Below are 21,877 nucleotides of genomic sequence, written 5' to 3' on the forward strand. Positions count from 1 at the left end.
ACTCCTGGATGGCTGCAGGGCATGATGGCCGCCCGCCATGCGGGTGTCGCGTGACTAAGGTTGTGCGGCAACGCCTTCGCGGCGCGGATCGGCCGCGCCCTGCAGGATGTCGTCCTGCAGGGCCACGCCGTGCAGGCCCGAGTCCTCGCCGGCTCCGGCGACGATGTCGACGCCCCGCCCCGACAGCGCCGCGCGCAGGGCCGGCGGGAAGGCATCGGCCTCGCCGTTGAAGCGATCCCCGCGTGCCACCAGGTTGGGCAGGGCGATGGCGTCCTGCAGCGGCAGGTCCCAGTACAGCCAGCCGACCAGGGCCTTGGCGATGTAGGCCGGGATCGCGTTGCCGCCCGGCGATCCGATCGCGCCGACGAAGCGGCCCTCGCGGTCGAGCACGATCACCGGCGACATCGACGAGCGCGGGCGCTTGCCCGGCGCGATCGCGTTCGCCGCCGTCGCACCGGGCCCCCACGAGAAGTCGGTGAGCTGGTTGTTGAGCAGCATGCCGCCGACCACCCGGCCGGAACCGAAGTAGGACTCGATGGTGGTGGTCATCGACACCGCATTGCCGGCGGCGTCGACCACCGCCAGGTGGCTGGTGCCGGCGGGCTCGCAGGTGCTGTCGGCCGCGGGCGAGGGCGCTCCGCCGGGCCGGCCCGGCATCGGCGCGGCGGAGGCGGCGCGGGAACCGATCAGGGCGCGCCGCGCGGCGATGTATTCCGGTGCCAGCAGGCCCTCGACGGGCACCGGAACGAAGCGCGGATCGCCGACGTAGTGGTCACGGTCGGCGTACATCAGGCGGCTGGCTTCGGCGAACAGCCGCCAGGTCTCGGGGTCGTCGGGACCGCGTCCGGCGATGTCGGTGCCGTCGAGCAGCAGCATCAGCTGCAGCACGCCGACGCCGCTCGCCGGCGGCGGTGCGGTACAGAGGATCCAGGCGCGCAACGGACGGCAGAGCGCATCGGTGCGTTCGCCGACCGTGGCGCGCAGGTCTTCCGGGGTCATGCGTGCGCCATGCGGCGCCTGCGCGACGCGCGCGGCCAGGGCATCGGCCAGCGGGCCTTCGCGCAGGGCGTCGGCCCCGTGCTTGGCGATGATGCGCAGGCTGTCGGCGTACGCCGGGTTGCGGAAGGTGTCGCCGATGCGCAGTGGACGCCCGTCCGGGCCTTCGAACAGGGCGACCACGTCCGGCGCCGACGCCTGCGGGAAGCGGCCGGCGATGTGGCGGTGCAGGCGTGGCGTGACCGCGAAACCCTGACCGGCCCGCTGTGCGGTGGGCTCGAACAGTTCCCGCCAGGGCAGGGCGCCGTGCGCGGCGTGCGCCAGTTCGAGCGCCTGCAGCACGCCCGGAACCCCCGTGGCATGTCCGCTGAGCATGGCGTCGCCCCGCGACAGCGCGTGCGTATCGCCGTCGCTGAACATGCCGGGCCGGGCATCGGCGGGCGCCCGCTCGCGGCCGAGGTAGCTGTCGATGCGGCCGGATCCGGCGTCGTAGTGCAGCAGGATCGCGCCGCCCAGCAGGCCGGAGCTCTGCGGCTCCACCAGTCCCAGCATCGCCTGCACCGCGATCGCGGCATCGATGGCGTGGCCGCCGCGACGCAGCACCTCCAGGCCCGCTTCGGTGGCCAGCGGATGCGCACTGCTGACCATGCCTGGCGAGGCCGGGCCGGCGTCCGCGGGTGCCGGCGCCGCGCGATCGGGGCCGGTGCCGCAGGCCGCGACAAGGAACAGGCAGGCGGCGGCAAGCGAACGCCGGGCGCGTATGCGGGACGGGTGCGGCGATGAAGAAGGCAAGTGCGGCCACCTGTGGCGGGCCGGCAGCGTGCCACCGGCGGGAATCGATGGTCCCGAGGCTATCGCTTCCTGTCGCGGCCCGCCCGTCGCTTTGCCACGGTGTCCCATAGCCCCGGGGCATACCCCACTCCGGAAATGCTGCGCGACAGCCGACATGCGCTGCCGCAGGGTGGAAGCACCTTTGGCTGCCTCCTGGAGACCCACGCCATGCCCAGGCCCCTCATCGCCTCCCTCGCAGCGCTGCTTGCCATCGCCCTGGCGGCGACCGCTGCCCCGGCGCCGGCGCAGACGCGCCAGCTGCTCAACTACGAGCAGATCCACAAGCCGGTGGTGGCCGACGCCGGCATGGTGGTCAGCCAGAGCACGCAGGCCAGCGAAGCCGGGGCGAAGGTGCTGCGCGACGGCGGCAACGCGGTCGATGCCAGCGTGGCGATGGCCTTCGTGATGGCGGTGACCCTGCCGCGCGCTGGGAACATCGGTGGCGACGGCTACATGCTGGTCCACCTCGCCGACGGGAATCGCGCGATCGCGATCGACTTCCGGTCGATGGCGCCGGCGCTGGCCACGCTGGATGCCTACGTGGGCGATGACGGGACGCTGCAGGGCCAGGCCGCGGGCATCCGCGCCGCCGGTGTGCCCGGAACGGTGGCCGGCCTGGCGCTGGCGCACGGGAGGTATGGGCGCCTGCCCTGGAAGCAGCTGCTGCAGCCGGCGATCCGGCTGGCCGCCGACGGCATGGTGCTCAGCCGCGACGAAGCTTTCGCGCTGGACTGGGGCCGTGAGCGGCTGGCGCGCAGCGAGGCCGGCGCCCGGGTCTTCCTGCATCCCGACGGCTCGGCACTGGCCGCCGGCGAGCGCCTGGTGCAGGCCGACCTGGCGTGGTCGCTGGAGCAGATCGCCGAGCACGGCGCCGACGCGTTCTATCGCGGCGCAATCGCCGATCGCCTGGACACTGGCATGCGCGCCCATGGCGGCCTGCTGCGCAAGTCCGACCTCGCCGCCTATCGCGCGGTCGAACGCGAACCGCTGCGCACCCGCTACCGCGGCCATGAACTGTTGACCATGCCGCCTTCGAGCGGTGGCGGCCCGGGCATCGCGATGACGCTCAACATCCTGGAGCAGTTCGATCTCGCCGCGATGGGGGCCGGCTCGGCGGACGCGCTGCACCTGCTGGCCGAGGCCACCAAGCGCGCCTGGCGCGACCGCAGGGCATATGCCAACGATCCGGCGGCGTCGGCCGTGCCGCTGGAGGGCTTCGTGTCGAAGGCCTATGGCGCGCTGCGGGCGCGCGGGATATCGATGGATCGGGCCACCCCGGCCGCCGAGGTCGGCGCAGGCGACATCTGGGCGCACGAGGGCCGCGAGACCACCCACTTCTCGGTCGTCGATGACGACGGCAATGCGGTCAGTACCACGTACACCATCGGCGCCGACTTCGGATCCGGGGTGATGATCGAGGGCACGGGGTTCCTGCTTGGCAACCTGATCGGCAACTTCTCGCTGCAGGCCCAGCTCGATGCCGCGCGCGAGGGGCGCGAGCCGCCGGCCAACGCATTGCGGCCGGGCAGCCGGCCGGTGTCGAGCATGTCGCCGACGATGCTGCTGCGCGACAGCAGGCCCTGGCTGGTGACCGGCAGTCCGGGCGGCAACACCATCCCGGGCACGATCGTGCAGATGATCGTCAACGTGGTCGACTTCGACATGAACATCGCCGAGGCCACGGCGTTCCCGCGCATCCACCAGCAGGTCACCGCGCGCGGCGAGCTCGACATCGAGCGCGGCTTCAGCCCGGACACGCTGCGCATCCTGCGTGAACGCGGGCACCAGCCGGAGCCGGGACAGACCATCGGCAGCACGCAGACCCTGCTGCTGGAGTCCGACCGCGTGGAGGGCGCGGCCGATCCCCGGCGCCCGGGCGCGGCGGTGGTGGCGCAGTAGCCCTCCATGGCCGGCGGATGCGGTGCGTGCAGGCATAACCTGCCGCTATGGGATGGGCTCAAAAAGCGAGGTCTGGCGCGGCTGACATGTCGCTACAGTCGGGCGGGGAAATCGCTGCCGCGTGCAGCTTCGCGCTTTCGGAGGGAGTCACCACATGCACCGTCGCCGCATCAAACCAACGCTGTTGAGCGTCATGCTTGCAGCCGCCCTGCAGAACCTCGCGTTCGCGCAGGAACCCGGGGCGGCTGATCCATCGCCGGCCCCCGCCGATTCCACCGAGGCGGCGACGACCGGACCCGATGCCAAGGATCTGGACGCCGTGACGGTGGTGGGCAGCCGGCTGGCCAGCAACCGCACCGAAGGCCCTTCGCCGGTCCTGGTCATGGACGAGGAGAAGATCGAAGCCACCGGCGCGATCTCCGGCGACGAGCTGCTGCAGTCGATCCCGCAGGTCGGCGACATGATGTTCAACAACGCCGACACCGCGGCCAACCTCAACGCCGCGCGCGGCGACGTCGGCTCGATCAACCTGCGCAACCTCGGCACCGGCAACACCCTGCTGATGGTGAACGGGCGCCGCATGGTCCCGCATCCGGGCACGCAGACCGAGGCGCTGGTGCCGCGGCAGACCGCCAACATGAACGCGGTTCCGCTGTTCGGCACCCGCCGGGTGGAGACCCTGCTCGGCGGCGCGTCCGCGCTGTACGGATCCGATGCGGTGGCTGGCGTGGTCAACGTGGTGCTGGACACCCACTACCAGGGCTTCCAGGTGCAGGGCCAGTACGGCGGCTCCGAAGACGTGGACTTCCGCCAGGGCAACATCAACTTCAAGGCCGGCAAATGGTTCAACGACGGCCGCACGCGGGCCACGGTGGTCGGCGGCTGGACGCACCGCACCGATCTCCCGGCCACTGAGCGCGACTACAGCGCCAACATGGACCGCCGCGCGCAGATGGACGGCACCGATTTCGAGGGCGTCACCGCCTTCGACGACCGCATCACCGGCACCGCCTGGGGCGTGTTCCAGACCATCGACGGCGTGCGCGTGCGCGATGCCGACAACGGTTCGATCACCAGCGCCAGCGGCTATTTCCACATCGACCCGGTCGGCCACCACGGCTGTACCGCGCAGGTCACCGGCGATGTCTGCATCAACTCGGGCTCCCAGAACACCGACGCCGACCGGCCGCTGCGCTTCAGCCCGAACCACCAGCGCAACATCCTGGGCGAGGTCGACCGCATGAACGTGTTCGGCACGCTCGAACACGATCTTGACGACAACTTCGTCGCCTTCGCGGAGCTGGCGTACTACGAGTCCCGCTACAAGGGCATGCGCGAGCAGGCGGCGGCGCTGGGCGCGGCGCCGATCATCGTGTCGAAGACCAACTACTGGAACCCGTTCGGCGCCATGTACCTGCCCGACGGCTCGCTCAACCCCAACCGCCTGGCCGGCATCGACGCGCCGGAGGAGGGGCTGGACGTGCGCATGACCAGCTTCCGCGCCACCGACACCACGCGCCCGTACACGGTCGATGACGACCAGTACCGGTTCCTGGCCGGCGTCCGCGGCATGGTGGGCGGCTTCGACTGGGAAGGCGCGGTGCTGTACTCGGCCGCCAACACCACCGACACCCAGCACGGCTCGATCAGCAGCACGCTGTTCAGCGAGGCGCTGGCGTGGAGCACGCCCGATGCCTACAACCCCTTCCACGGCGGCAACCTCGCCGACTGGGGCGCGCCGCCGGATTCCGCGCGCAACCAGGTGGCGATCGACCACTTCACGGTTCCCGTGGTCCGCAAGAGCAAGGCGACGTTGTTCCAGGTCGATACCCGCTTCATTCGCGAGGACCTGTTCGCGCTGCCCGCGGGGCCGGTGGGCGTCGCCTTCGGCGCCGAGTGGCGCCGGGAAACCCTGAAGGACGACCGCGACCCGCGCTTCGACGGCACGATCACCTACACCAACCCGATGAACGGCGCGATCACCAGCGACGTGCTCGGCGCCAGCCCGTCGGGCGACAACTCCGGCGACCGCGACGTCGGTTCGCTGTACGCCGAGTTCGCGATCCCGCTGGTGTCGCCGTCGATGGGCGTGCCGCTGGTGCGCGCGCTGGACCTGCAGGTCGCCGGACGCCACGAGCGCTACTCGGACTTCGGCGGCGTCACCAAGCCCAAGGTCTCGCTGGCCTGGGACATCGTCGACGGCCTGATGGTCCGCGGCAACTGGTCGGAGAGCTTCCTCGCGCCCAACATCCTGCAGCTGTACGCCGAAGGCACCACGGTCAGCAACAGCCGCACCGACTACTACGTCTGCGAGGCCGACATCCGCAACGGCACCATCGACGGCGTGCACCGCTGCGGCCGCAGCTACAGCACCATGGCGATCCGCAGCGGCAACCGCGACCTGCAGCCGGAGACGGCGGAAACCTGGTCGGCGGGCGTCGTGTTCCAGCCGCGCTTCCTGCCCGAATCCACCCGGATGACGTTCACCGCCGACTACTTCGAGATCCAGCAGGAAGACGTGATCGGCATCCTGGGCGAGGCCACCCAGCTGGCGCTGGACTACCTGCTGCGCATGGAAGGCTCGTACAACCCGGCGGTGGTGCGGCTGGAGCCCGACCAGGCCCGGATCGACCTGTTCGACGGCACCGGGCTGGCGCCGGTGGGCATGGTCGACTACGTGGATGACGTCTACATCAACCGCCTGCCGCGGACCACGCGCGGCATCGACTTCGGCGTCGACTGGCGCCTGCGCACGGACAATGCCGGCACCTTCAACGCCAGCCTCAACGCGACCCGCCTGATCGAGATGTCGCAGGACCCGACCGAGGACGAGCTGCGCATCATCGCCGCGCAGGAAGCCGGGGTCATCGATGACAACTTCGACATCCGCAACGCCGGCAACCTGCTGGGCGTGAACGGCAAGCCGGAGTGGCGCGCCACCTTCAGCGCCTCGTGGCGCAAGGGCGGTTGGGGCCTGGGCACCTTCGTCAACTACACCGACGGCTTCAAATCGACCGGCGCGGTGTCCAACCTCGGTGACTACTGGCAGGTGCCGAGCTGGACCACCGCCAACGTCTGGGCGGAGCACCGCTTCCGCGGGACCGACAGCATCCTCGACGGCACCCGCATCCGCCTGACCGTGCGCAACGTCGGCGACCGCCAGCCGCCGCTGACGCCCAGCGCGCTGGGCTACAGCTCGTCGATGCACAATGCGCTGGGGCGTGGCTGGTACCTGACGGTGACCAAGTCCTTCGACTGAGCGCCGCCGTCCTCCCCACCGCCACCGCCGCCGCCATGAACGGCGGCGGTGGCCGCGTGCAACCGCAGGACCTGACGGAGGAACCATGAAGCGATCCCGCAAGAACCGCCACGCCTGGTCGCTGTGCGCGGCCTGGCTGCTGGCGTGCGCGTGGCTGCCGTCGATGGCGGCCGACGATGTCGAAGCCCGGCTCCGTGCGCTGATGGCCGAGCACGAAACCGTGGGCCTGGCGGTGGTGGTGGCCAGGGACAACGCCATCGTCTACCGCGGCAGCTTCGGCTGGAAGGATCTGGAGGCGAAGGTCCCGCTGGAGGCCGACGACCTGTTCCGCATCGCCTCGATCTCCAAGTCGTTCGCGGCCACCTCGGTGATGCAGCTGGTGGAGCAGGGCCGGCTGTCGCTGGACGACGACGCCGGCGAGTTGATCGGCTTCCCGGTGCGCAACCCGGCCTTCCCCGACCGGTCGATCACGCTGCGGATGCTGCTCGACCACACCTCGTCGATCACCGACGGGCCGAGCTACGGCAATCTCGACGTCATCGACCCCGACGCCGGCGGCAACTGGCAGGACAGCTACGCCGACCGTGCGCCCGGCGAGCGCTACGAGTACTCCAACCTCGCCTACAACATGGTGGGGACGATCGTGGAGCGGGTGTCGGGCGAGCGCTTCGACGCTTACGTGCGGCGGCACGTGTTCGAACCGCTCGGGCTCGAGGGCGGCCACCTGGTGGACGCGCTGGACGCGGGGCGCCTGGCGCGCATCTACCGCTGGCGCGACGGTGAGGGCTTCGTGCGCTCGGACGCGGCCTATGCGCCGCTGGGCGAGCGCCTGCAGCACTACGTGCAGGGCCGCGACGCGCCGATGTTCTCGCCCACCGGTGGAGTCAAGATCTCGGCACCCGACCTGGCCCGCTACATGCTGATGCACATGAACCAGGGCGAGTGGAACGGCGTGCGCGTCATCGCCCCCGCCAGCGCGAAGGCGATGCAGACGGCGACGGTTGCCATCGACGACGACTCCGCCTACGGCCTGGCCCTGAGCACGGAGCGTGCGCTGGTGCCAGGCGTCGTCCTCACCGGCCACACCGGCTCCGCCTACGGCCTGTACAGCTCGATGTTCTTCGACGCGGAGAAGAAATACGGCTTCGTGGTGATCACCAACGGCAGCCGCGGGGAGGAGGCGTTCCGCACCGCGGTCAACCGGGCGCTGCACGAGCATTTCATCGCCGATCCCGCAGCGGAGCCGGCGGCCGCGCCCGCGCCCGTCGTGTCCGACGCGGCCACCAAGGCCGAGGCCGGCCTGGTCGACATCCGCGAGCTGGTGCCGGACATGTCGCAATCGATCGCCTATGCCGGCAGCGACAACTTCGTCGGCGCGCCGGTGGACGGCTACGAAGCGCCGCGCTGCTGGCTGAAGCGCGATGCCGCCGAGGCGCTGGCGCGGGTCGACGCGGCCCTGCGTCCGCGTCAGCTGCGCCTGCACGTCTTCGATTGCTACCGCCCGGCGCGCGCAGTGGCGCACTTCATGCGCTGGGTGGAGGACGCCGACGACCTGGCCACCAAGGCCACGCACTATCCCGACCTGGACAAGCCGCAGCTGCTGGAGGGCTACATCGCCCCGGTGTCCGGCCACAGCCGCGGCGGCACCGTCGACCTCACCCTGCTGCGCTGCGCCGCCGACGGCAGCGGCTGCGAGCCGCTGGACATGGGCACCGGCTTCGACTTCTTCGGCCCGCTGGCCAACACCGACTCGCCCGAGGCCAGCCCCGCGCAGCGCGCCAACCGGCAGCTGCTGCGCGAGGCGATGGAGGCCGGCGGCTTCCGCAACCATCCGATGGAGTGGTGGCACTACGGCCTGCGCTCCGATGCGCCGCCCGGCCCGCTGTACGACGTGCCGATCAGCTCCAGACGTTGATGAAGCCGGTGATGATCAGCGCGTTGGTGAAGTCGATGAAGAACGCGCCCACCAGCGGCGCGACCAGGAAGGCGCGCGGCGCCGCGCCGTAGCGCTCGACCAGCGTGCGCATCACCGCCATCGCGTTCGCGGTGGTGCCGAGCATGAAGCCGATGAAGCCGCCGCCCATCACCGCGGCGTCGTAGTCGCGGCCCATCATCCGGAACACCACCAGGCAGAACGCCGCCACCATCCCCACCTGCAGGCCGAGGTTCACCAGCAGCGGCAGCGCCAGCCCGGCCAGCTCCCACAGCTTCAGGTTCATCAGCGCCACCGACAGGAACAGCGCCAGGCAGACGTTGCCGATCAGGTCGGTGGTCGGCACCGACATGCCGATCCAGCCGGTGGCGTCGTCGATGTTGCGGATCAGCGCGCCCACCAGCATCGCGCCGACGTAGGCGGGCAGGGTGATGCCGGTGGCCGAGATCAGCCCGCTGACCCAGCTGCCCAGCCACATCGCCACCAGGATCACGACGATGCTCTTCAGCGCGCCGTACTCGCGCTGGGCCTCGGTCAGCGCCGGTGCGGCGACGGCATCGTCGGGGGCGTCATGGTCCTGCGGGCGCGTGGATACCAGGCCGAAGCGGCGGATCAGCACGGTGATCACCGGGCCGCCGATCAGGCCGCCCAGCACGATGCCCGACATCGCGGCCGCCACCGCGATCGATTCGGCGCCCTCGACACCGGCGGCCTCGAACAGCGGCGCGAACGCCAGTCCGGTCGCCGGCCCGCCGGTCAGCGTGGTCGAGCCGGCCAGCACGCCGAACAGCGGATGCAGGTCGAAGCCGACCGCCACCGCCATGCCCAGCAGGTTCTGCGCCACGGCGAACACGGTGGCGAGCGCCAGGAACACCAGCACCTGCCGGCCGCTGATCTTCAGCAGGCGCAGGCTGGCATTGACGCCGATGGTGGTGAAGAACGCGATCATCAGCGGGCTCTGCAGGCCGGTATCGAGCTCGAACAGGACGGTGCCGCGGTCGTGCGCGATCCAGGCGGCGATCGCGAACACCAGGCCGCCGATCACCGGCGGCGGCAGGTTGTAGCGGCCGAGCACGGGGATCGCGCGGCACAGCGCATAGCCCAGGAACAGGGCGATGCCGGCGAGGGCGAGGGTCTGGACGGCGTCGAGTTGCAGCATGGACACTCCTTTTCGGGGTCACGTCGCCCGCAGCGGGCGGGCGACGTTCAGGGGCAGGTGCCCGGCGGTGGACGATGCTGCAGCACCCGTCCCGGAAGGTCATGTGTCGCAAGGCCCGTGTCGATCATCGCCACGCCGTTGACCAGCAGGTGGACGACGCCTTCCGACAGCAGGTGCGGCTGCACGTAGTCGGCCTTCGGCGCGTAGGCGCCGGGGTCGAACACCAGCACGTCGGCATGGTGGCCCGCGCGCAGGAAGCCGCGGCCTTCGAGGCCGAAGGTGGTGGCGGTCAGCCCGGTCGAACGGTGGATGAAGGCCGCCAGGTCGATCACCTGGTCCTGCACCACGAAGCGCGCGTATTTCTCGGGGAAGGTCGCGTGCTGGCGCGGATGGCCGTCGCCGCCGTCGGAGGCGGTCAGCACCCAGGGCTGGCGCATGAACAGGTCGACGTCGTCGCGGTGCATGTTGAACGAGGCGATGCGCTGCGCCGAGCCGGTGCGTCCGGTGCCGCCCTCGCGGATGATGCGCAGCGCGGCCTCGACCGGGTCGAGGCCCTCGGCATCCGCGAACGCCTGCAGCGTGAGCGCGCTCCACGGCCAGCCGCTGCCGGTCATCAGGATCGCGTCGGCGCCGCCGCGGCGCTGCAGGTTGTCGCGCATGGCGTCGCGGATGCGGGCGGCGGTCGCGGGATCGTCCAGCCGCTCGAACAGCGCGGCGCGCCCGCCGTCCACCGCCCAGCGCGGCAGCACCGCGGCGCCCAGGCTGGTGGACGACGCCAGCCAGGGATACTGATCTGCGGTCACCTGCTGGCCTTCGTCCCGCGCGCGTTCGATGCGTGCGATGACTTCGCCCGCGCTGCCATGGACGTCGGCGCCCAGGGCCTTGATGTGGGCGATGTGCACCGGCAGCCCGGCGCGCCGCCCGATCTCCAGCACCTCCTCGATCGAGCCCATCAGGCCCAGCGAATAGCTGGACTCGTCGCGCTGGTGGGTGTCGTAGATGCCGCCGCGGATCGCCGCCTCGCGCACAAGCGCGACCACCTCGTCGGTGGAGGCGAAACTCTGCGGCGCGTAGAACAGGCCCGCGGACAGGCCGAAGGCGCCTTCGCACATCGCGCCGGCGACCAGGCCGCGCATGCGCGCCAGTTCGTCCGCGTCCGGTGCGCGCGCGTCGTCGCCCAGCACGCGGCGGCGCACGGGGCCCAGGCCGACGTAGGCGGCGACGTTGGTGCCGGTGCCCGCGGCCTCGAGCCTGGCGCGGTCCGCCGCGATGTCCGGCGTGCCGCCGCCGTCGATGCCGATGAAGATCGTGCTCACGCCCTGGTGCAGCCAGGGCAGCAGGCGCCGCATCGCCGGGTCCGTCGAGCGCAGGTAGGTATCGGGGTGCGTGTGCGGGTCGATGAGGCCCGGCGACACCACCAGGCCGGTGGCGTCGAGCTCGCGCGCGGCACGGTAGCGCTGGCGCAGGCCGGGGCCGACCTCGAGGATGCGGTCGCCGCGGATCGCGACGTCGGCGATGCGGCCCGGGCCGTCGCCGCCGTCGAACAGCAGGCCGCCGTGGATCAGGGTGTCGGCGTCGGCCGTCGGCGTCGGCGTGACGTTCGTGCAGCCCGCGAGCAACAGCAGGCCGACCAGGCAGCGCGCCGGCCGCGGCAGGCGCAGGGCATGCGCTGCGCGAAGGCGGGCGTGTCCTGCGCGGCCGCCGCTCATGCGGTGGCTGCTCCTGTCGCGCGCAGGCCACCACCCCAGAGCTCCGGCGCCGGCGGCTGCAGCAGGCCGTCGCGCATGACCGTGCCGCCGGGATGGTCGTCGCTCAGCCACAGCGGGCCGTCGAGGTCGATGAACTCCGCGTGGCGGGCGACGTGCCAGGCCGGCGCGATGGCCAGCGAGGAACTGATCATGCAGCCGACCATGACCCCGAAGCCCTGCGCGCGCGCCGCGTCCAGCAGCTCCAGCGCGGCGGTCAGGCCGCCGGTCTTGTCGAGCTTGATGTTGACCATCCGGTAGCGGCCGTGCAGCCGCGGCAGGTCGGCGGCGACGTGGCAGGATTCGTCCGCGCACAGCCGCACCACGGACTCGAAGCCGAGCAGGGCGTCGTCCTCGCCGGCGGGCAGGGGCTGTTCAAGCATGTCGATGCGGGCTTCGGCCAGCACCGGCTGCATGGCGTGCAGCAGGTCGAGGGTCCAGCTTTCGTTGGCATCGACGATGAGCCGGGCCGTCGGCAGCGCGCTGCGCACCGCACGGATCTGCGCGGCCGGATCGCTGGCGTCGACCTTGATCTTGACCTGGCCCAGGTGGGCAAGCGTGCGTGCGCTTGCGGCCATCCGCTCGGGCGTATCGATGCCGACGGTCTGCACGCTGGCCAGCGCCGGCAACGGGCCGGGCTGGCCGAGCAGGTTTGCCACCGACAGTCCCTGCCGCTGCGATTCCAGGTCCCACAGCGCGCAGTCCAGGGCGTTGCGCGCGGCGCCCGGGGGCAGCCGTTCGAGCAGCCCCCGGCGGTCGAGCCCGGTGCCGAAGGCGTCGGCCAGGGCGCCGGCCTCGGCGATCGCACCATCGACGTCCTGGCCGTAGCGGGCCAGGGGCATCGCTTCGCCGCGGCCGGTGCGGGCGCCATCGTGGATCGTCGCCACCACCACGTCCGCGGAGGTGCGCACCCCGCGTGCGATGCGGAAGGGCGTGGCCAGCGGATGGCTGGCCCGGGCCAGGCTCAGCACGGCACGGAGTCCAGCAAGCGGTCGACGATCCGTGCCACGCCGTCGCGCACCGGATCCTGCGCCGGCAGGCCGAGCAGGTCCTCGGTCTCGCGGCAGGCGCGGGTGGCCTCGGCCGGATCGAGCTTGGAGGTGTTGAGCGCGATGCCGACGGCGACCGCCCCGGGGTTGGTCAGCTGCGCCGCGGCCAGGTTGGCCGCCAGCGTGGTGCGCAGGTCCGGCACCGGGTAGTGCCTGAGCCCGCGCATGTGCGGCCGGCCCGGCTCGTGGCACAGCACCAGCGCGTCGGGCTGGGCGCCGTGCAGCAATCCCAGCGACACGCCGGCATAGGACGGATGGAACAGCGAACCCTGGCCTTCGATCAGGTCCCAGCCGCCGTCGTGGCGTTCGGGCGAGAGCCATTCGATGCCGCCGGAGATGAAGTCGGCCACCACCGCATCGATCGGGATGCCGCGCCCGGCGATGAAGATGCCGGTCTGGCCCGTGGCCCGGAAGTCGGCGGCGAGCCCGCGCGCGCGCATTTCGGTTTCCAGCGCCAGCGTGGTGTACATCTTGCCGGTCGAGCAGTCGGTGCCGACGGTCAGCAGTCGGCGCCCGGCGCGCCGGAGGCCGTTGCCGACCGGCGTGGCCGGCGGGTTGCGGGCGTCGAACAGGTGGCGGCCATTGCGGCGCGCGGCTTCGACGATGGCCGGGTGCGAGGCCAGCCGCTCGTGCAGGCCGGAGGCGACGTTCATGCCAGCGTCCAGTGCCGCGACGATGTCCGCGACCGAGTCCGACCCCAGCCGCCCGCCGGCATTGGCCACGCCGACGATCATGGTGTTGGCGCCGGCGTCGCGGGCTTCGGCGAAACCCATGTCCGGCACGTGGACGGTGGTCCTGCACTCCGGCCCGCGGAACTGGCCCACGCACCACTCCGGCCGGAACTGCACCAGCCCGCGCGCGGTCTTGGCGGCCAGGTCGTCCGCCGCGTTGCCCAGGTAGAGCAGGAACGGTGGCGGCCAGTGCGGGGCTTCTGCGGTGGCGGCGGGAAGGGCGATCGACATGGCCGGTGGCGTCCTGTGCGGCCCGGGCGGGCAGGGGGGACTCCATCTTCTGCCCTGCACCCGGGCCCCGCCATTGAAAAGATGCCCGCCGCGCATAACCGCGGGTTATGGCAGCGCAGTGGGGCGGGCCGCGGTGGTCCGGCCTGATGCCACCGGCGCGGGGTCGCCACCGGGCCAAGGGGCTAGAATGGAACGTCCGCACGAACCGCAGCCACGCCATGTCCGAACAGCCGCCCGAAAGTCCTTCCACCACCGAAGAGTTCAAGCAGGCCGCGCTCGACTACCATCGCGCCGCGCCGCACGGGAAGATCAAGGTGGCGGCGACCAAGGCCCTGGTGACGCAGCGCGAACTGGCCCTGGCGTACTCGCCGGGCGTGGCCTACGCCTGCGAGGCGATCGTCGCCGACCCGGATGAAGCGAGCACGCTGACCGCGCGTGGCAACCTGGTGGCGGTGATTTCCAACGGCACAGCGGTGCTGGGCCTGGGCGACATCGGCCCGCTGGCGGGCAAGCCGGTGATGGAAGGCAAGGGCGTGCTGTTCCAGAAGTTCGCCGGCATCGACGTGTTCGACATCGAGGTCGACGAGCGCGATCCCGACAGGCTGGTCGACATCATCGCCAGCCTGGAGCCGACCTTCGGCGGCATCAACCTGGAAGACATCAAGGCACCGGAGTGCTTCATCGTCGAGCGCAAGCTGCGCGAGCGGCTGAACATCCCGGTGTTCCACGACGACCAGCACGGCACCGCGATCATCGTGGGTGCGGCGGTGGTCAACGCGCTGGAGATCGCCGGAAAGAAGATCGACGAGGTCCGTGTCGCCACCACCGGCGCCGGCGCCGCGGGCATCGCCTGCCTGGACATGCTGGTGGCGCTGGGCCTGAAGCCGGAGAACATCCTCGCCTTCGACCGTGGCGGCGTGATCCACACCGGCCGCACCGACCTCGACGAGGCCAAGCAGCGCTACGCGCGCGATACGGAGCTGCGCACGCTGGCGGAGATCGTCGAGGGCGCCGACATCTTCCTCGGCCTGTCCGCCGCCGGCATCCTGAAGCCGGAGATGGTCGCGACCATGGCCGGGCGCCCGATCATCCTCGCGCTCGCCAACCCGACCCCGGAGATCCTGCCGGAAGCGGCCAAGGCGGTCCGCCCCGACGCCATCATCGCCACCGGCCGCTCGGACTACCCGAACCAGGTCAACAACGTCCTGTGCTTCCCCTACATCTTCCGCGGTGCGCTCGACGTCGGCGCCACGGAAATCAACGAGGCGATGAAGCTGGCCTGCGTGCACGCCATCGCGGCGCTGGCCAAGCGCGAGTCCTCCGACCTCGGCGCGGCCTACGGCGGCGACGTGACCTCCTTCGGCCCGGAGTACTTCATCCCGCGGCCCTTCGACCCGCGCCTGCTGATGCTGCTGGCCCCGGCCGTGGCCCAGGCGGCGATGGACTCCGGCGTCGCCCGTCGCCCGATCGACGTGGCGGCCTACGCCGAGAAGCTCGGCCAGTTCATCCATCGCACCGGCCTGGTGATGAAGCCGGTCTACGAGCGCGCGCGCGCGGACGTGCAGCGCATCGTCTACGCCGAGGGCGAGGAGGAGACCGTGCTGCGCGCGGTGCAGTCGGTGGCCGACGAGCAGCTGGCGCGCCCGATCCTGATCGGCCGCCCCGAGGTCATCGCCCAGCGCATCGAGCGCCTCGGCCTGCGCCTGGAGGAGGGTCGCGACTTCGACCTCACCAACATCCACGACGATCCGCGCTTCGGCGACTACTGGCGCCAGTACCACGCGCTGACCGAACGCCGCGGCGTCACGCCCGACGCCGCCAAGAACCTGGTGCGTTCGCGCGCGACGCTGATTGCGGCGCTGATGGTCCAGCGCGGCGAGGCCGACGGCATGATCGCCGGCCTGGTCGGCCGCTTCCACAAGAAGCTGGGCTACCTGCGCAGCGTGTTCGGCCTGGATCCCGGCGTCACCAGCACCTCGGCGATGACCGGCGTGATCAACGACCGCGGCGTGTGGTTCTTCCTCGACACCCACGTCCAGGTCGACCCCACCGCCGAGCAGATCGCCGAGGCCACGATGCAGGCGGCCTACCGCCTCAAGCTGTTCGGCATCGAGCCGCGGGTGGCGCTGTTGTCGCATTCCAACTACGGCAGCCACGACAACCCGAGCGCGGCGAAGATGCGCCGGGTGCGCGAGATCCTCGCGCGCCGCGCGCCGCGGATGGAGATGGACGGCGAAATGCAGGGCGACACCGCCTGGGATTCCGTGCTGCGCGAGCGCATGTTCCCCAACACCACGCTCAGCGGACGCGCCAACCTGTTCGTGCTGCCCAACCTCGACGCCGCCAACATCACCTACAACATGGTGCGGGTGATGACCGATGGCGTGGCGCTGGGCCCGATCCTGATGGGCGTCGACCATCCCGCCCACGTGCTGACCGCATCCAGCACGCCGCGCCGGGTGGTGAACATGACCGCGATCACCGCGGTGGAAGCGCAGATCCGCGCCGCCCGCCGCGCATCCGAATCCGCCTGATCCGCGTGGTCAGGCGGTAGCCAGGGAGCGCGCCAGCGCCACCACCGGTCCGAGGTCGTCCTTCAGCACCACGGCGTCCGCTTCGGGCAGGTCCTCGTTGCCGTGCAGGGCGCCGGTGAGGAACACGAAGCACGCGGCCGGCACGCGGAGGCGCACCGCCGCCATCGCCTCGGACCCCGACCAGCCGGGCAGGTTCAGGTCGCACAGGACCAGCTGCGGCTCGAAGCCGGCCAGTGCGGCGTCCAGGGCGGCTTCGTGGCAGAGGCTGCGGCATTCGACCGCAAGCCCCCCTTCGCGCAGCGCGAACTCGGTGAGTTCGGCATCGTCGCGCGAGTCGTCCACGATCAGCACCCTGATCGCCACCGGCTCAGCCCTCGGAGGGGCTTTCGTTGAGCACCGCCCAGAACTTGCCGAGCGTGCGCACGGCTTCGAAGAACTGGTCGACGTCGACCGGCTTGACCACGTAGGCGTTGACGCCCAGGTCCCAACTGCGGGCGAGGTCGTTCTCTTCCCGCGAAGACGACAGGATCACCACCGGCATGCGCCTGAGGCTCTCGTGCTGGCGCAGCTGGGTGAGCACTTCCAGGCCGTCCATGCGCGGCATCTTGATGTCCAGCAGCAGCACAGCCGGATCACCCTCGGGGCGGTCGGCGAACTTGCCGCGGCGGAACAGGTAGTCCAGCGCCTCGACGCCGTCCTCGACGTGGACGATGGGATTGGCGAGGTGGGCGTCGCGCAGCGCGTCGATCGCCATCTCTGCGTCGTGCGGGCTGTCCTCGGCGAGGAGGATCGTGCGGATGGCGGTCATGCGGTCTTGCTCCGTTGGCTCAGGTCGAGGTTGGCGGGGAGGGTGAAGTGGAAGGTGGCGCCCTTGCCGGGCTCGGCTTCGGCCCAGATGCGGCCATTGTGGCGGGTGATCACGCGCTTGGCGCTGGCCAGGCCGATGCCGGTGCCGCTGAACTCGCTGGGCGCGTGCAGGCGCTGGAACACGCCGAACAGCTTGCCGGCGTAGGCCATGTCGAAGCCGGCGCCATTGTCGGTCACGGTGAAGACGTGCTCACCGTCGTCGCCGCGGCGATGTTCGACGCTGACCACGGCGGGTTCGCTGCCGGTGCTGTACTTCACCGCGTTGCCCAGCAGGTTGCCCCAGACCTGGCGCAGCATGTTCTCGTCGGCGACCAGCACCGGCATCGGACCGATGCGCCAGTCGACGTGGTGGCCGGGGTGGTCGTGGGAGACGTTGGAGTCCAGCATCGCCCGCGTTTCCTCCACCAGCGACTGCATGTCCACCGCCTGCAGGCGCAGGGCGCTACGGCCCAGGCGCGAGTAGACCAGCAGGTCGTCGATCAGCTCGGACATGCGCTTGGCCGAGCTGCCGATCACCTGGATGTAGTGCTCGCCCTTGTCGTCGATGCCCTCGCCGAGGTGGCGGCGCAGCTTGTCGGCGAAGCCGGCGATATGGCGCAGCGGCGCGCGCAGGTCGTGCGAGACCGAGTAGCTGAAGGCCTCGAGTTCGCGGTTGACGTCGGAGACCTGCTCGACCTTGCCCTCGAGCTGGCGGTTGAGGTCGCGGATGTGCTCTTCGCTGGCCTTCTGCAGGCTGATGTCGCTGGCGGTGACCAGGGCGACGCTGTCGTCGCTGTCGGGCAGCTCCATCATGCGCGCGTTCACCAGCATGGTCCGCTCGAGTCCGTCGGCGGTGCGCTGCTGCAGTTCGTAGTCCCACAGCTCCCGGCCGCGGCCGCTGACGTCGCGCAGCCGGCGCAGGGCTTCGCCATCGTTCCAGGCGCCGTTGCCGACCTCGGCCAGGGGGCGGCCGCGGGCGTCGTCGTCGATGCCGAAGAGCTCCGAGAACGCCGCGTTGTGCATCACGATGCGCAGGTCGCCGTCGAGCAGAACGATCGGCTCGCGCACGGTGTCGAGCACCGCGGCCGAACGGCGGTTTGCGCGCTGCGAGGCGGTCTCGGCGTGGCTGCGGCGATCGGCGTCGCGCATGGCCAGGGTCGCCAGGCCGACGAGCAGGAGGATCTGCGCGGCCAGGGTGCCGTAGGACAGCCAGTCGGCCTGGCGGCGCGCGCGGTCGGCCACCGCCATCCGGTCGGCCAGGAATTTGCGTTCGGCGCGGATCATCTCCGCGATCGGCTCCTGCACGGGGAAGTGTTCAGCCAGGCGCTGCAGCTCTACGCCGTCGATGGCGCCGGTGTCGTCCTGCAGGCGTCCGATCTGGTCCAGGCGCTGGTTGATGCTCTGGCGCAGGATGCCGATGCGCACCTGCTGCTCGGCCGAATCGCGGGTCAGCGCCTCCAGCCGGTCCAGCGTCGGCACCACGATGGTGCGGCTGTAATCGAGGCGCTGCTCGAGGATCGGTGCACGCGCACCCAGCGCACGTTCCAGCGAGGCCGCCTCGATGTTGCGCACGGCGGCATTGACCAGTTGCACCGCGGCCTCGACCTCCAGCGTGTGCGCCACCAGCGCCTCCGCGTCGCGGATGCGGTCTTCGGCGGCGCGCAGCAGCAGGAAGGGCACGACCACGATCACCAGCACCGCCGCCAGCAGCAGCGGCACCCGCCAGCGCGGGTCGAACCGGAACGAAACGGGAGGCATGTGGTCGGCGGGATCCCCTGGACAGGACGACCGGTCGCAGCGCGTACCGGCCACGGGATCATGCGCGAAGCGGGCCCCGGGGGCAACGCCGGCGCCGGCAGGTCGGGGGAGCGGGCTGGTAGAATCGGGGGTTCCACGAATCCCGAATGACACGGCCGGCGCGCCGTGTGGAGCACGAGCATGAACAGTTGGCTGAACGACGTCCTCGACAACGATCCGGATCCGACCGAGTCCCGCGAATGGCTCGAGTCCCTGAAGGCGGTCATCGACGCCGATGGGCCGGAGCGGGCGCACCAGCTGCTGGAAGGCATGGTCGAGCTGACGCGCCGCGCCGGCGCCCACCTGCCGTTCGCGCCGACCACCGAGTACATCAACACCATTCCCCCGCACCTGGAGCCGAAGATCCCCGGCGACCAGACCCTGGAATGGAAGATCCGCTCGATCATCCGCTGGAACGCGATGGCGATGGTGGTGCGTGCCAACCGCAAGCCGGGCGATCTCGGCGGCCACATCGCCAGCTTCGCCTCCAGCGCCACGCTCTACGACGTCGGCTTCAACCACTTCTGGCGTGCGCCGTCCGAAGATCACCCCGGCGATCTGCTCTACATTCAGGGCCATTCCTCGCCCGGCATCTACGCGCGCTCCTTCCTGGAAGGCCGCCTGACCGAGTCGCAGATCGACCACCTGCGCATGGAGGTCGACGGCCGCGGCATTTCCTCGTACCCGCACCCGTGGCTGATGCCCGACTACTGGCAGACGCCGACGGTGTCGATGGGCCTGGGGCCGATCGCCGCGATCTACCAGGCGCGCAACTGGAAGTACCTCGAGGCCCGTGGCCTGATGCCGAAGTCCGACCGCAAGGTCTGGTGTTTCCTCGGCGACGGCGAGACCGACGAGCCCGAGAGCCTGGGTGCGATCTCGATCGCCGGGCGCGAGGGCCTGGACAACCTGGTCTTCGTCATCAACTGCAACCTGCAGCGCCTGGATGGGCCGGTGCGCGGCAACGGCAAGATCATCCAGGAACTGGAAGGCAACTTCCGCGGCGCCGGCTGGAACGTCATCAAGACCATCTGGGGCAGCTACTGGGATCCGCTGCTGGCCCGCGACAAGGACGGCCTGCTGCGCAAGCTGATGATGGAAACCGTCGACGGCGAGTACCAGAACTGCAAGGCCTTCGGCGGCAAGTACACGCGCGACAACTTCTTCGGCAAGTACCCGGAGACGGCCGCGATGGTGGCCAGCCTGTCCGACGACGACATCTGGCGGCTCAACCGCGGCGGCCACGACCCGCACAAGGTCTACGCGGCCTACATGAACGCGGTCGAGACCAAGGGCCAGCCGACCGTGATCCTGGCCAAGACGGTCAAGGGCTACGGCATGGGTTCGGCCGGCGAGGCGCTGAACCCGACCCACCAGACCAAGAAGCTCGACGACGAGGCCGTGCGCGCCTTCCGCGACCGCTTCAAGATCCCGCTCGACGACGGGCAGCTCAAGGACGGCGCGGTGCCGTTCTACCACCCGGGCGGGAAATCCGAGGAAATCGAGTACATGCTCGAGCGCCGCAAGGCGCTGGGCGGCTTCCTGCCGCAGCGACGCCGCAAGAGCACGCAGACGCTGGTCGCGCCGAAGCTCGAGGTCTTCGAGCGCCTGCTCAAGGACACCGGCGAGCGCGAGATCAGCACCACCATGGCCTTCGTGCAGACCCTGGGCATCATCCTGCGCGACAAGCAGGTCGGCCCGCGCGTGGTGCCGATCGTCTGCGACGAGGCGCGCACCTTCGGCATGGAGGGCCTGTTCCGCCAGATCGGCATCTACGCGCCCGATGGCCAGAAGTACAAGCCGGTCGATCGCGACCAGCTGATGTACTACCGCGAGGACGCCACCGGCCAGGTGCTGCAGGAAGGCATTTCCGAGGCCGGCGCCTTCGCTTCGTGGATGGCCTGCGCCACCAGCTACAGCACCAACGACCAGCCGATGCTGCCGTTCTACATCTATTACTCGATGTTCGGCTTCCAGCGCGTCGGCGACGCCGCCTGGCAGGCGGCGGACATGCGCGCACGAGGCTTCCTGCTCGGCGGCACCGCGGGCCGCACCACGCTCAACGGCGAGGGCCTGCAGCACGAGGACGGCCACAGCCACCTGCTGGCCGGCGCCATCCCCAACTGCCGCGCCTATGATCCGACCTTCGCCGGCGAAGTCGCGGTGATCGTGCAGCACGGCATGGAGCGGATGCTCGACCAGCAGCAGGACGAGTACTGGTACCTCACGCTCATGAACGAGAACTACGCCCACCCGGCGCTGCCCGAGGGCGCGGCCGAGGGCGTGATCCGCGGCATGTACCTGCTCAAGGACGCCGGCAAGCCGAAGAAGGGCGAGCTGCGCGTGCAGCTGATGGGCTCGGGCACGATCCTGCGCGAGGCGATCGCCGCGGCGGAGCTGCTGGACAAGGACTTCGGCGTCACCGCCGACATCTGGTCCTGCCCGAGCTTCACCGAGCTGCGTCGCGACGGCTTCGACGTCGAACGCTGGAACCGCCACAACCCCGAGGCGAAGAAGCCGCGCAAGGCCTACATCACGGAGCTGCTCGAGGGCCGCCAGGGCCCGGCGATCGCCGCCACCGATTACGTGCGCGCCTTCGCCGACCAGGTCCGCGCCTTCGTGCCGATGACCTACACCGTGCTGGGTACCGACGGCTTCGGCCGCTCGGACACCCGCGCCAACCTGCGCCGGCACTTCGAGGTCGACCGCTTCCACATCGCCCACGCCGCCATCGACGCGCTGGCGAAGGACGGCAGCATGACCGCCAAGGACGCGGCGCGGGCGCTGAAGCTCTACAAGATCGACACCGACCGGCCGAATCCGCTGCACGCCTGAGTTCGAGGAAGCGCCCCGCCCGGAACGGACGC

General features: G+C 70.8%; 13 protein-coding genes. 5 read left to right on the plus strand and 8 right to left on the minus strand.

All coding sequences use genetic code 11. From position 1 onward, the window contains the following. Nucleotides 1–54 precede the first annotated feature (54 nt). Nucleotides 55–1,644 carry a gamma-glutamyltransferase family protein gene (locus E2170_RS01180; RefSeq protein WP_165942122.1) on the minus strand — a complete coding sequence of 530 codons (1,590 nt, stop codon included), beginning with the start codon at nucleotides 1,642–1,644 and terminating at the stop codon, nucleotides 55–57. Nucleotides 1,645–1,995: 351 nt separating this feature from the next. Between E2170_RS01180 and ggt the strand changes: the two genes are divergently transcribed. The 3 genes from ggt to E2170_RS14185 all read left to right on the plus strand — a co-directional run bounded on the left by ggt (nucleotide 1,996) and on the right by E2170_RS14185 (nucleotide 8,900). Next, nucleotides 1,996–3,726 (plus strand): gamma-glutamyltransferase, encoded by a 1,731-nt coding sequence (ggt, locus tag E2170_RS01185; RefSeq protein WP_132998829.1) that lies wholly within the window; start codon nucleotides 1,996–1,998, stop codon nucleotides 3,724–3,726. A 154-nt stretch (nucleotides 3,727–3,880) separates the two neighbouring features. Continuing rightward, the gene (locus E2170_RS01190) at nucleotides 3,881–6,985 is read left to right on the plus strand and encodes a TonB-dependent receptor domain-containing protein (protein WP_132998830.1); all 3,105 of its coding nucleotides are present in this window, start codon (nucleotides 3,881–3,883) and stop codon (nucleotides 6,983–6,985) included. Between the two features lie 85 nt (nucleotides 6,986–7,070). Continuing rightward, the gene (locus E2170_RS14185; RefSeq protein WP_132998831.1) at nucleotides 7,071–8,900 is read left to right on the plus strand and encodes a serine hydrolase; all 1,830 of its coding nucleotides are present in this window, start codon (nucleotides 7,071–7,073) and stop codon (nucleotides 8,898–8,900) included. Here E2170_RS14185 and gltS read toward each other — a convergent pair. Genes gltS through dgcN form a run of 4 tightly spaced genes read right to left on the minus strand, consistent with a single transcriptional unit; the run spans nucleotide 8,884 to nucleotide 13,833 of the window. Then, on the minus strand, nucleotides 8,884–10,077 hold the full coding sequence (gltS, locus tag E2170_RS01200) for a sodium/glutamate symporter (RefSeq protein WP_132998832.1): 1,194 nt from the start codon (nucleotides 10,075–10,077) through the stop codon (nucleotides 8,884–8,886). The two genes, E2170_RS14185 and gltS, sit on opposite strands and share 17 nt — an antisense overlap. A 47-nt stretch (nucleotides 10,078–10,124) precedes the next feature. Beyond that, nucleotides 10,125–11,786 (minus strand): N-acyl-D-amino-acid deacylase family protein, encoded by a 1,662-nt coding sequence (locus tag E2170_RS01205; RefSeq protein WP_132998833.1) that lies wholly within the window; start codon nucleotides 11,784–11,786, stop codon nucleotides 10,125–10,127. Next, entirely contained in the window at nucleotides 11,783–12,793 is a 1,011-nt protein-coding gene (dgcA, locus tag E2170_RS01210; RefSeq protein ID WP_132998834.1) for an N-acetyl-D-Glu racemase DgcA, read from the minus strand. Before dgcA ends, E2170_RS01205 begins: the two co-directional genes overlap by 4 nt. Further along, nucleotides 12,787–13,833, minus strand: coding sequence for an N-acetyltransferase DgcN (dgcN, locus tag E2170_RS01215; protein WP_132998835.1), 1,047 nt, complete (start codon nucleotides 13,831–13,833; stop codon nucleotides 12,787–12,789). The genes dgcA and dgcN overlap by 7 nt, the downstream gene beginning before the upstream one ends. A 218-nt stretch (nucleotides 13,834–14,051) precedes the next feature. Between dgcN and E2170_RS01220 the strand changes: the two genes are divergently transcribed. Continuing rightward, nucleotides 14,052–16,367, plus strand: a complete 2,316-nt coding sequence (locus E2170_RS01220) for an NADP-dependent malic enzyme (protein ID WP_132998836.1) — start codon at nucleotides 14,052–14,054, stop codon at nucleotides 16,365–16,367. Nucleotides 16,368–16,376: 9 nt separating this feature from the next. Here the strand turns inward: E2170_RS01220 and E2170_RS01225 are convergent, their stop codons facing one another. From E2170_RS01225 to E2170_RS01235, 3 genes are read right to left on the minus strand one after another with little or no spacing between them, the layout of a single operon-like run. Next, the gene (locus E2170_RS01225; RefSeq protein ID WP_132998837.1) at nucleotides 16,377–16,730 is read right to left on the minus strand and encodes a response regulator; all 354 of its coding nucleotides are present in this window, start codon (nucleotides 16,728–16,730) and stop codon (nucleotides 16,377–16,379) included. A 4-nt stretch (nucleotides 16,731–16,734) separates the two neighbouring features. Continuing rightward, nucleotides 16,735–17,175, minus strand: a complete 441-nt coding sequence (locus E2170_RS01230; RefSeq protein WP_132998838.1) for a response regulator — start codon at nucleotides 17,173–17,175, stop codon at nucleotides 16,735–16,737. Next, entirely contained in the window at nucleotides 17,172–18,971 is a 1,800-nt protein-coding gene (locus E2170_RS01235) for a sensor histidine kinase (protein ID WP_132998839.1), read from the minus strand. The genes E2170_RS01230 and E2170_RS01235 overlap by 4 nt, the downstream gene beginning before the upstream one ends. Nucleotides 18,972–19,151: 180 nt before the next feature. Here E2170_RS01235 and aceE point away from each other — a divergent pair, with 180 nt between their 5' ends. Continuing rightward, nucleotides 19,152–21,845 carry a pyruvate dehydrogenase (acetyl-transferring), homodimeric type gene (gene aceE, locus E2170_RS01240; RefSeq protein ID WP_132998840.1) on the plus strand — a complete coding sequence of 898 codons (2,694 nt, stop codon included), beginning with the start codon at nucleotides 19,152–19,154 and terminating at the stop codon, nucleotides 21,843–21,845. Nucleotides 21,846–21,877 lie beyond the last annotated feature (32 nt).

This window comes from Luteimonas arsenica (assembly GCF_004352825.1).
Lineage (GTDB): Bacteria > Pseudomonadota > Gammaproteobacteria > Xanthomonadales > Xanthomonadaceae > Luteimonas > Luteimonas arsenica.

Coding starts and splice junctions, on each gene's coding strand:
- E2170_RS01180 (WP_165942122.1), bottom strand. CDS start 1,644: ATGGTCAGCAGTGCGCATCCGCTGGCCACCGAAGCGGGCCTGGAGGTG.
- ggt (WP_132998829.1), top strand. CDS start 1,996: ATGCCCAGGCCCCTCATCGCCTCCCTCGCAGCGCTGCTTGCCATCGCC.
- E2170_RS01190 (WP_132998830.1), top strand. CDS start 3,881: ATGCACCGTCGCCGCATCAAACCAACGCTGTTGAGCGTCATGCTTGCA.
- E2170_RS14185 (WP_132998831.1), top strand. CDS start 7,071: ATGAAGCGATCCCGCAAGAACCGCCACGCCTGGTCGCTGTGCGCGGCC.
- gltS (WP_132998832.1), bottom strand. CDS start 10,077: ATGCTGCAACTCGACGCCGTCCAGACCCTCGCCCTCGCCGGCATCGCC.
- E2170_RS01205 (WP_132998833.1), bottom strand. CDS start 11,786: ATGAGCGGCGGCCGCGCAGGACACGCCCGCCTTCGCGCAGCGCATGCC.
- dgcN (WP_132998835.1), bottom strand. CDS start 13,833: ATGTCGATCGCCCTTCCCGCCGCCACCGCAGAAGCCCCGCACTGGCCG.
- E2170_RS01220 (WP_132998836.1), top strand. CDS start 14,052: ATGTCCGAACAGCCGCCCGAAAGTCCTTCCACCACCGAAGAGTTCAAG.
- E2170_RS01230 (WP_132998838.1), bottom strand. CDS start 17,175: ATGACCGCCATCCGCACGATCCTCCTCGCCGAGGACAGCCCGCACGAC.
- E2170_RS01235 (WP_132998839.1), bottom strand. CDS start 18,971: ATGCCTCCCGTTTCGTTCCGGTTCGACCCGCGCTGGCGGGTGCCGCTG.
- aceE (WP_132998840.1), top strand. CDS start 19,152: ATGAACAGTTGGCTGAACGACGTCCTCGACAACGATCCGGATCCGACC.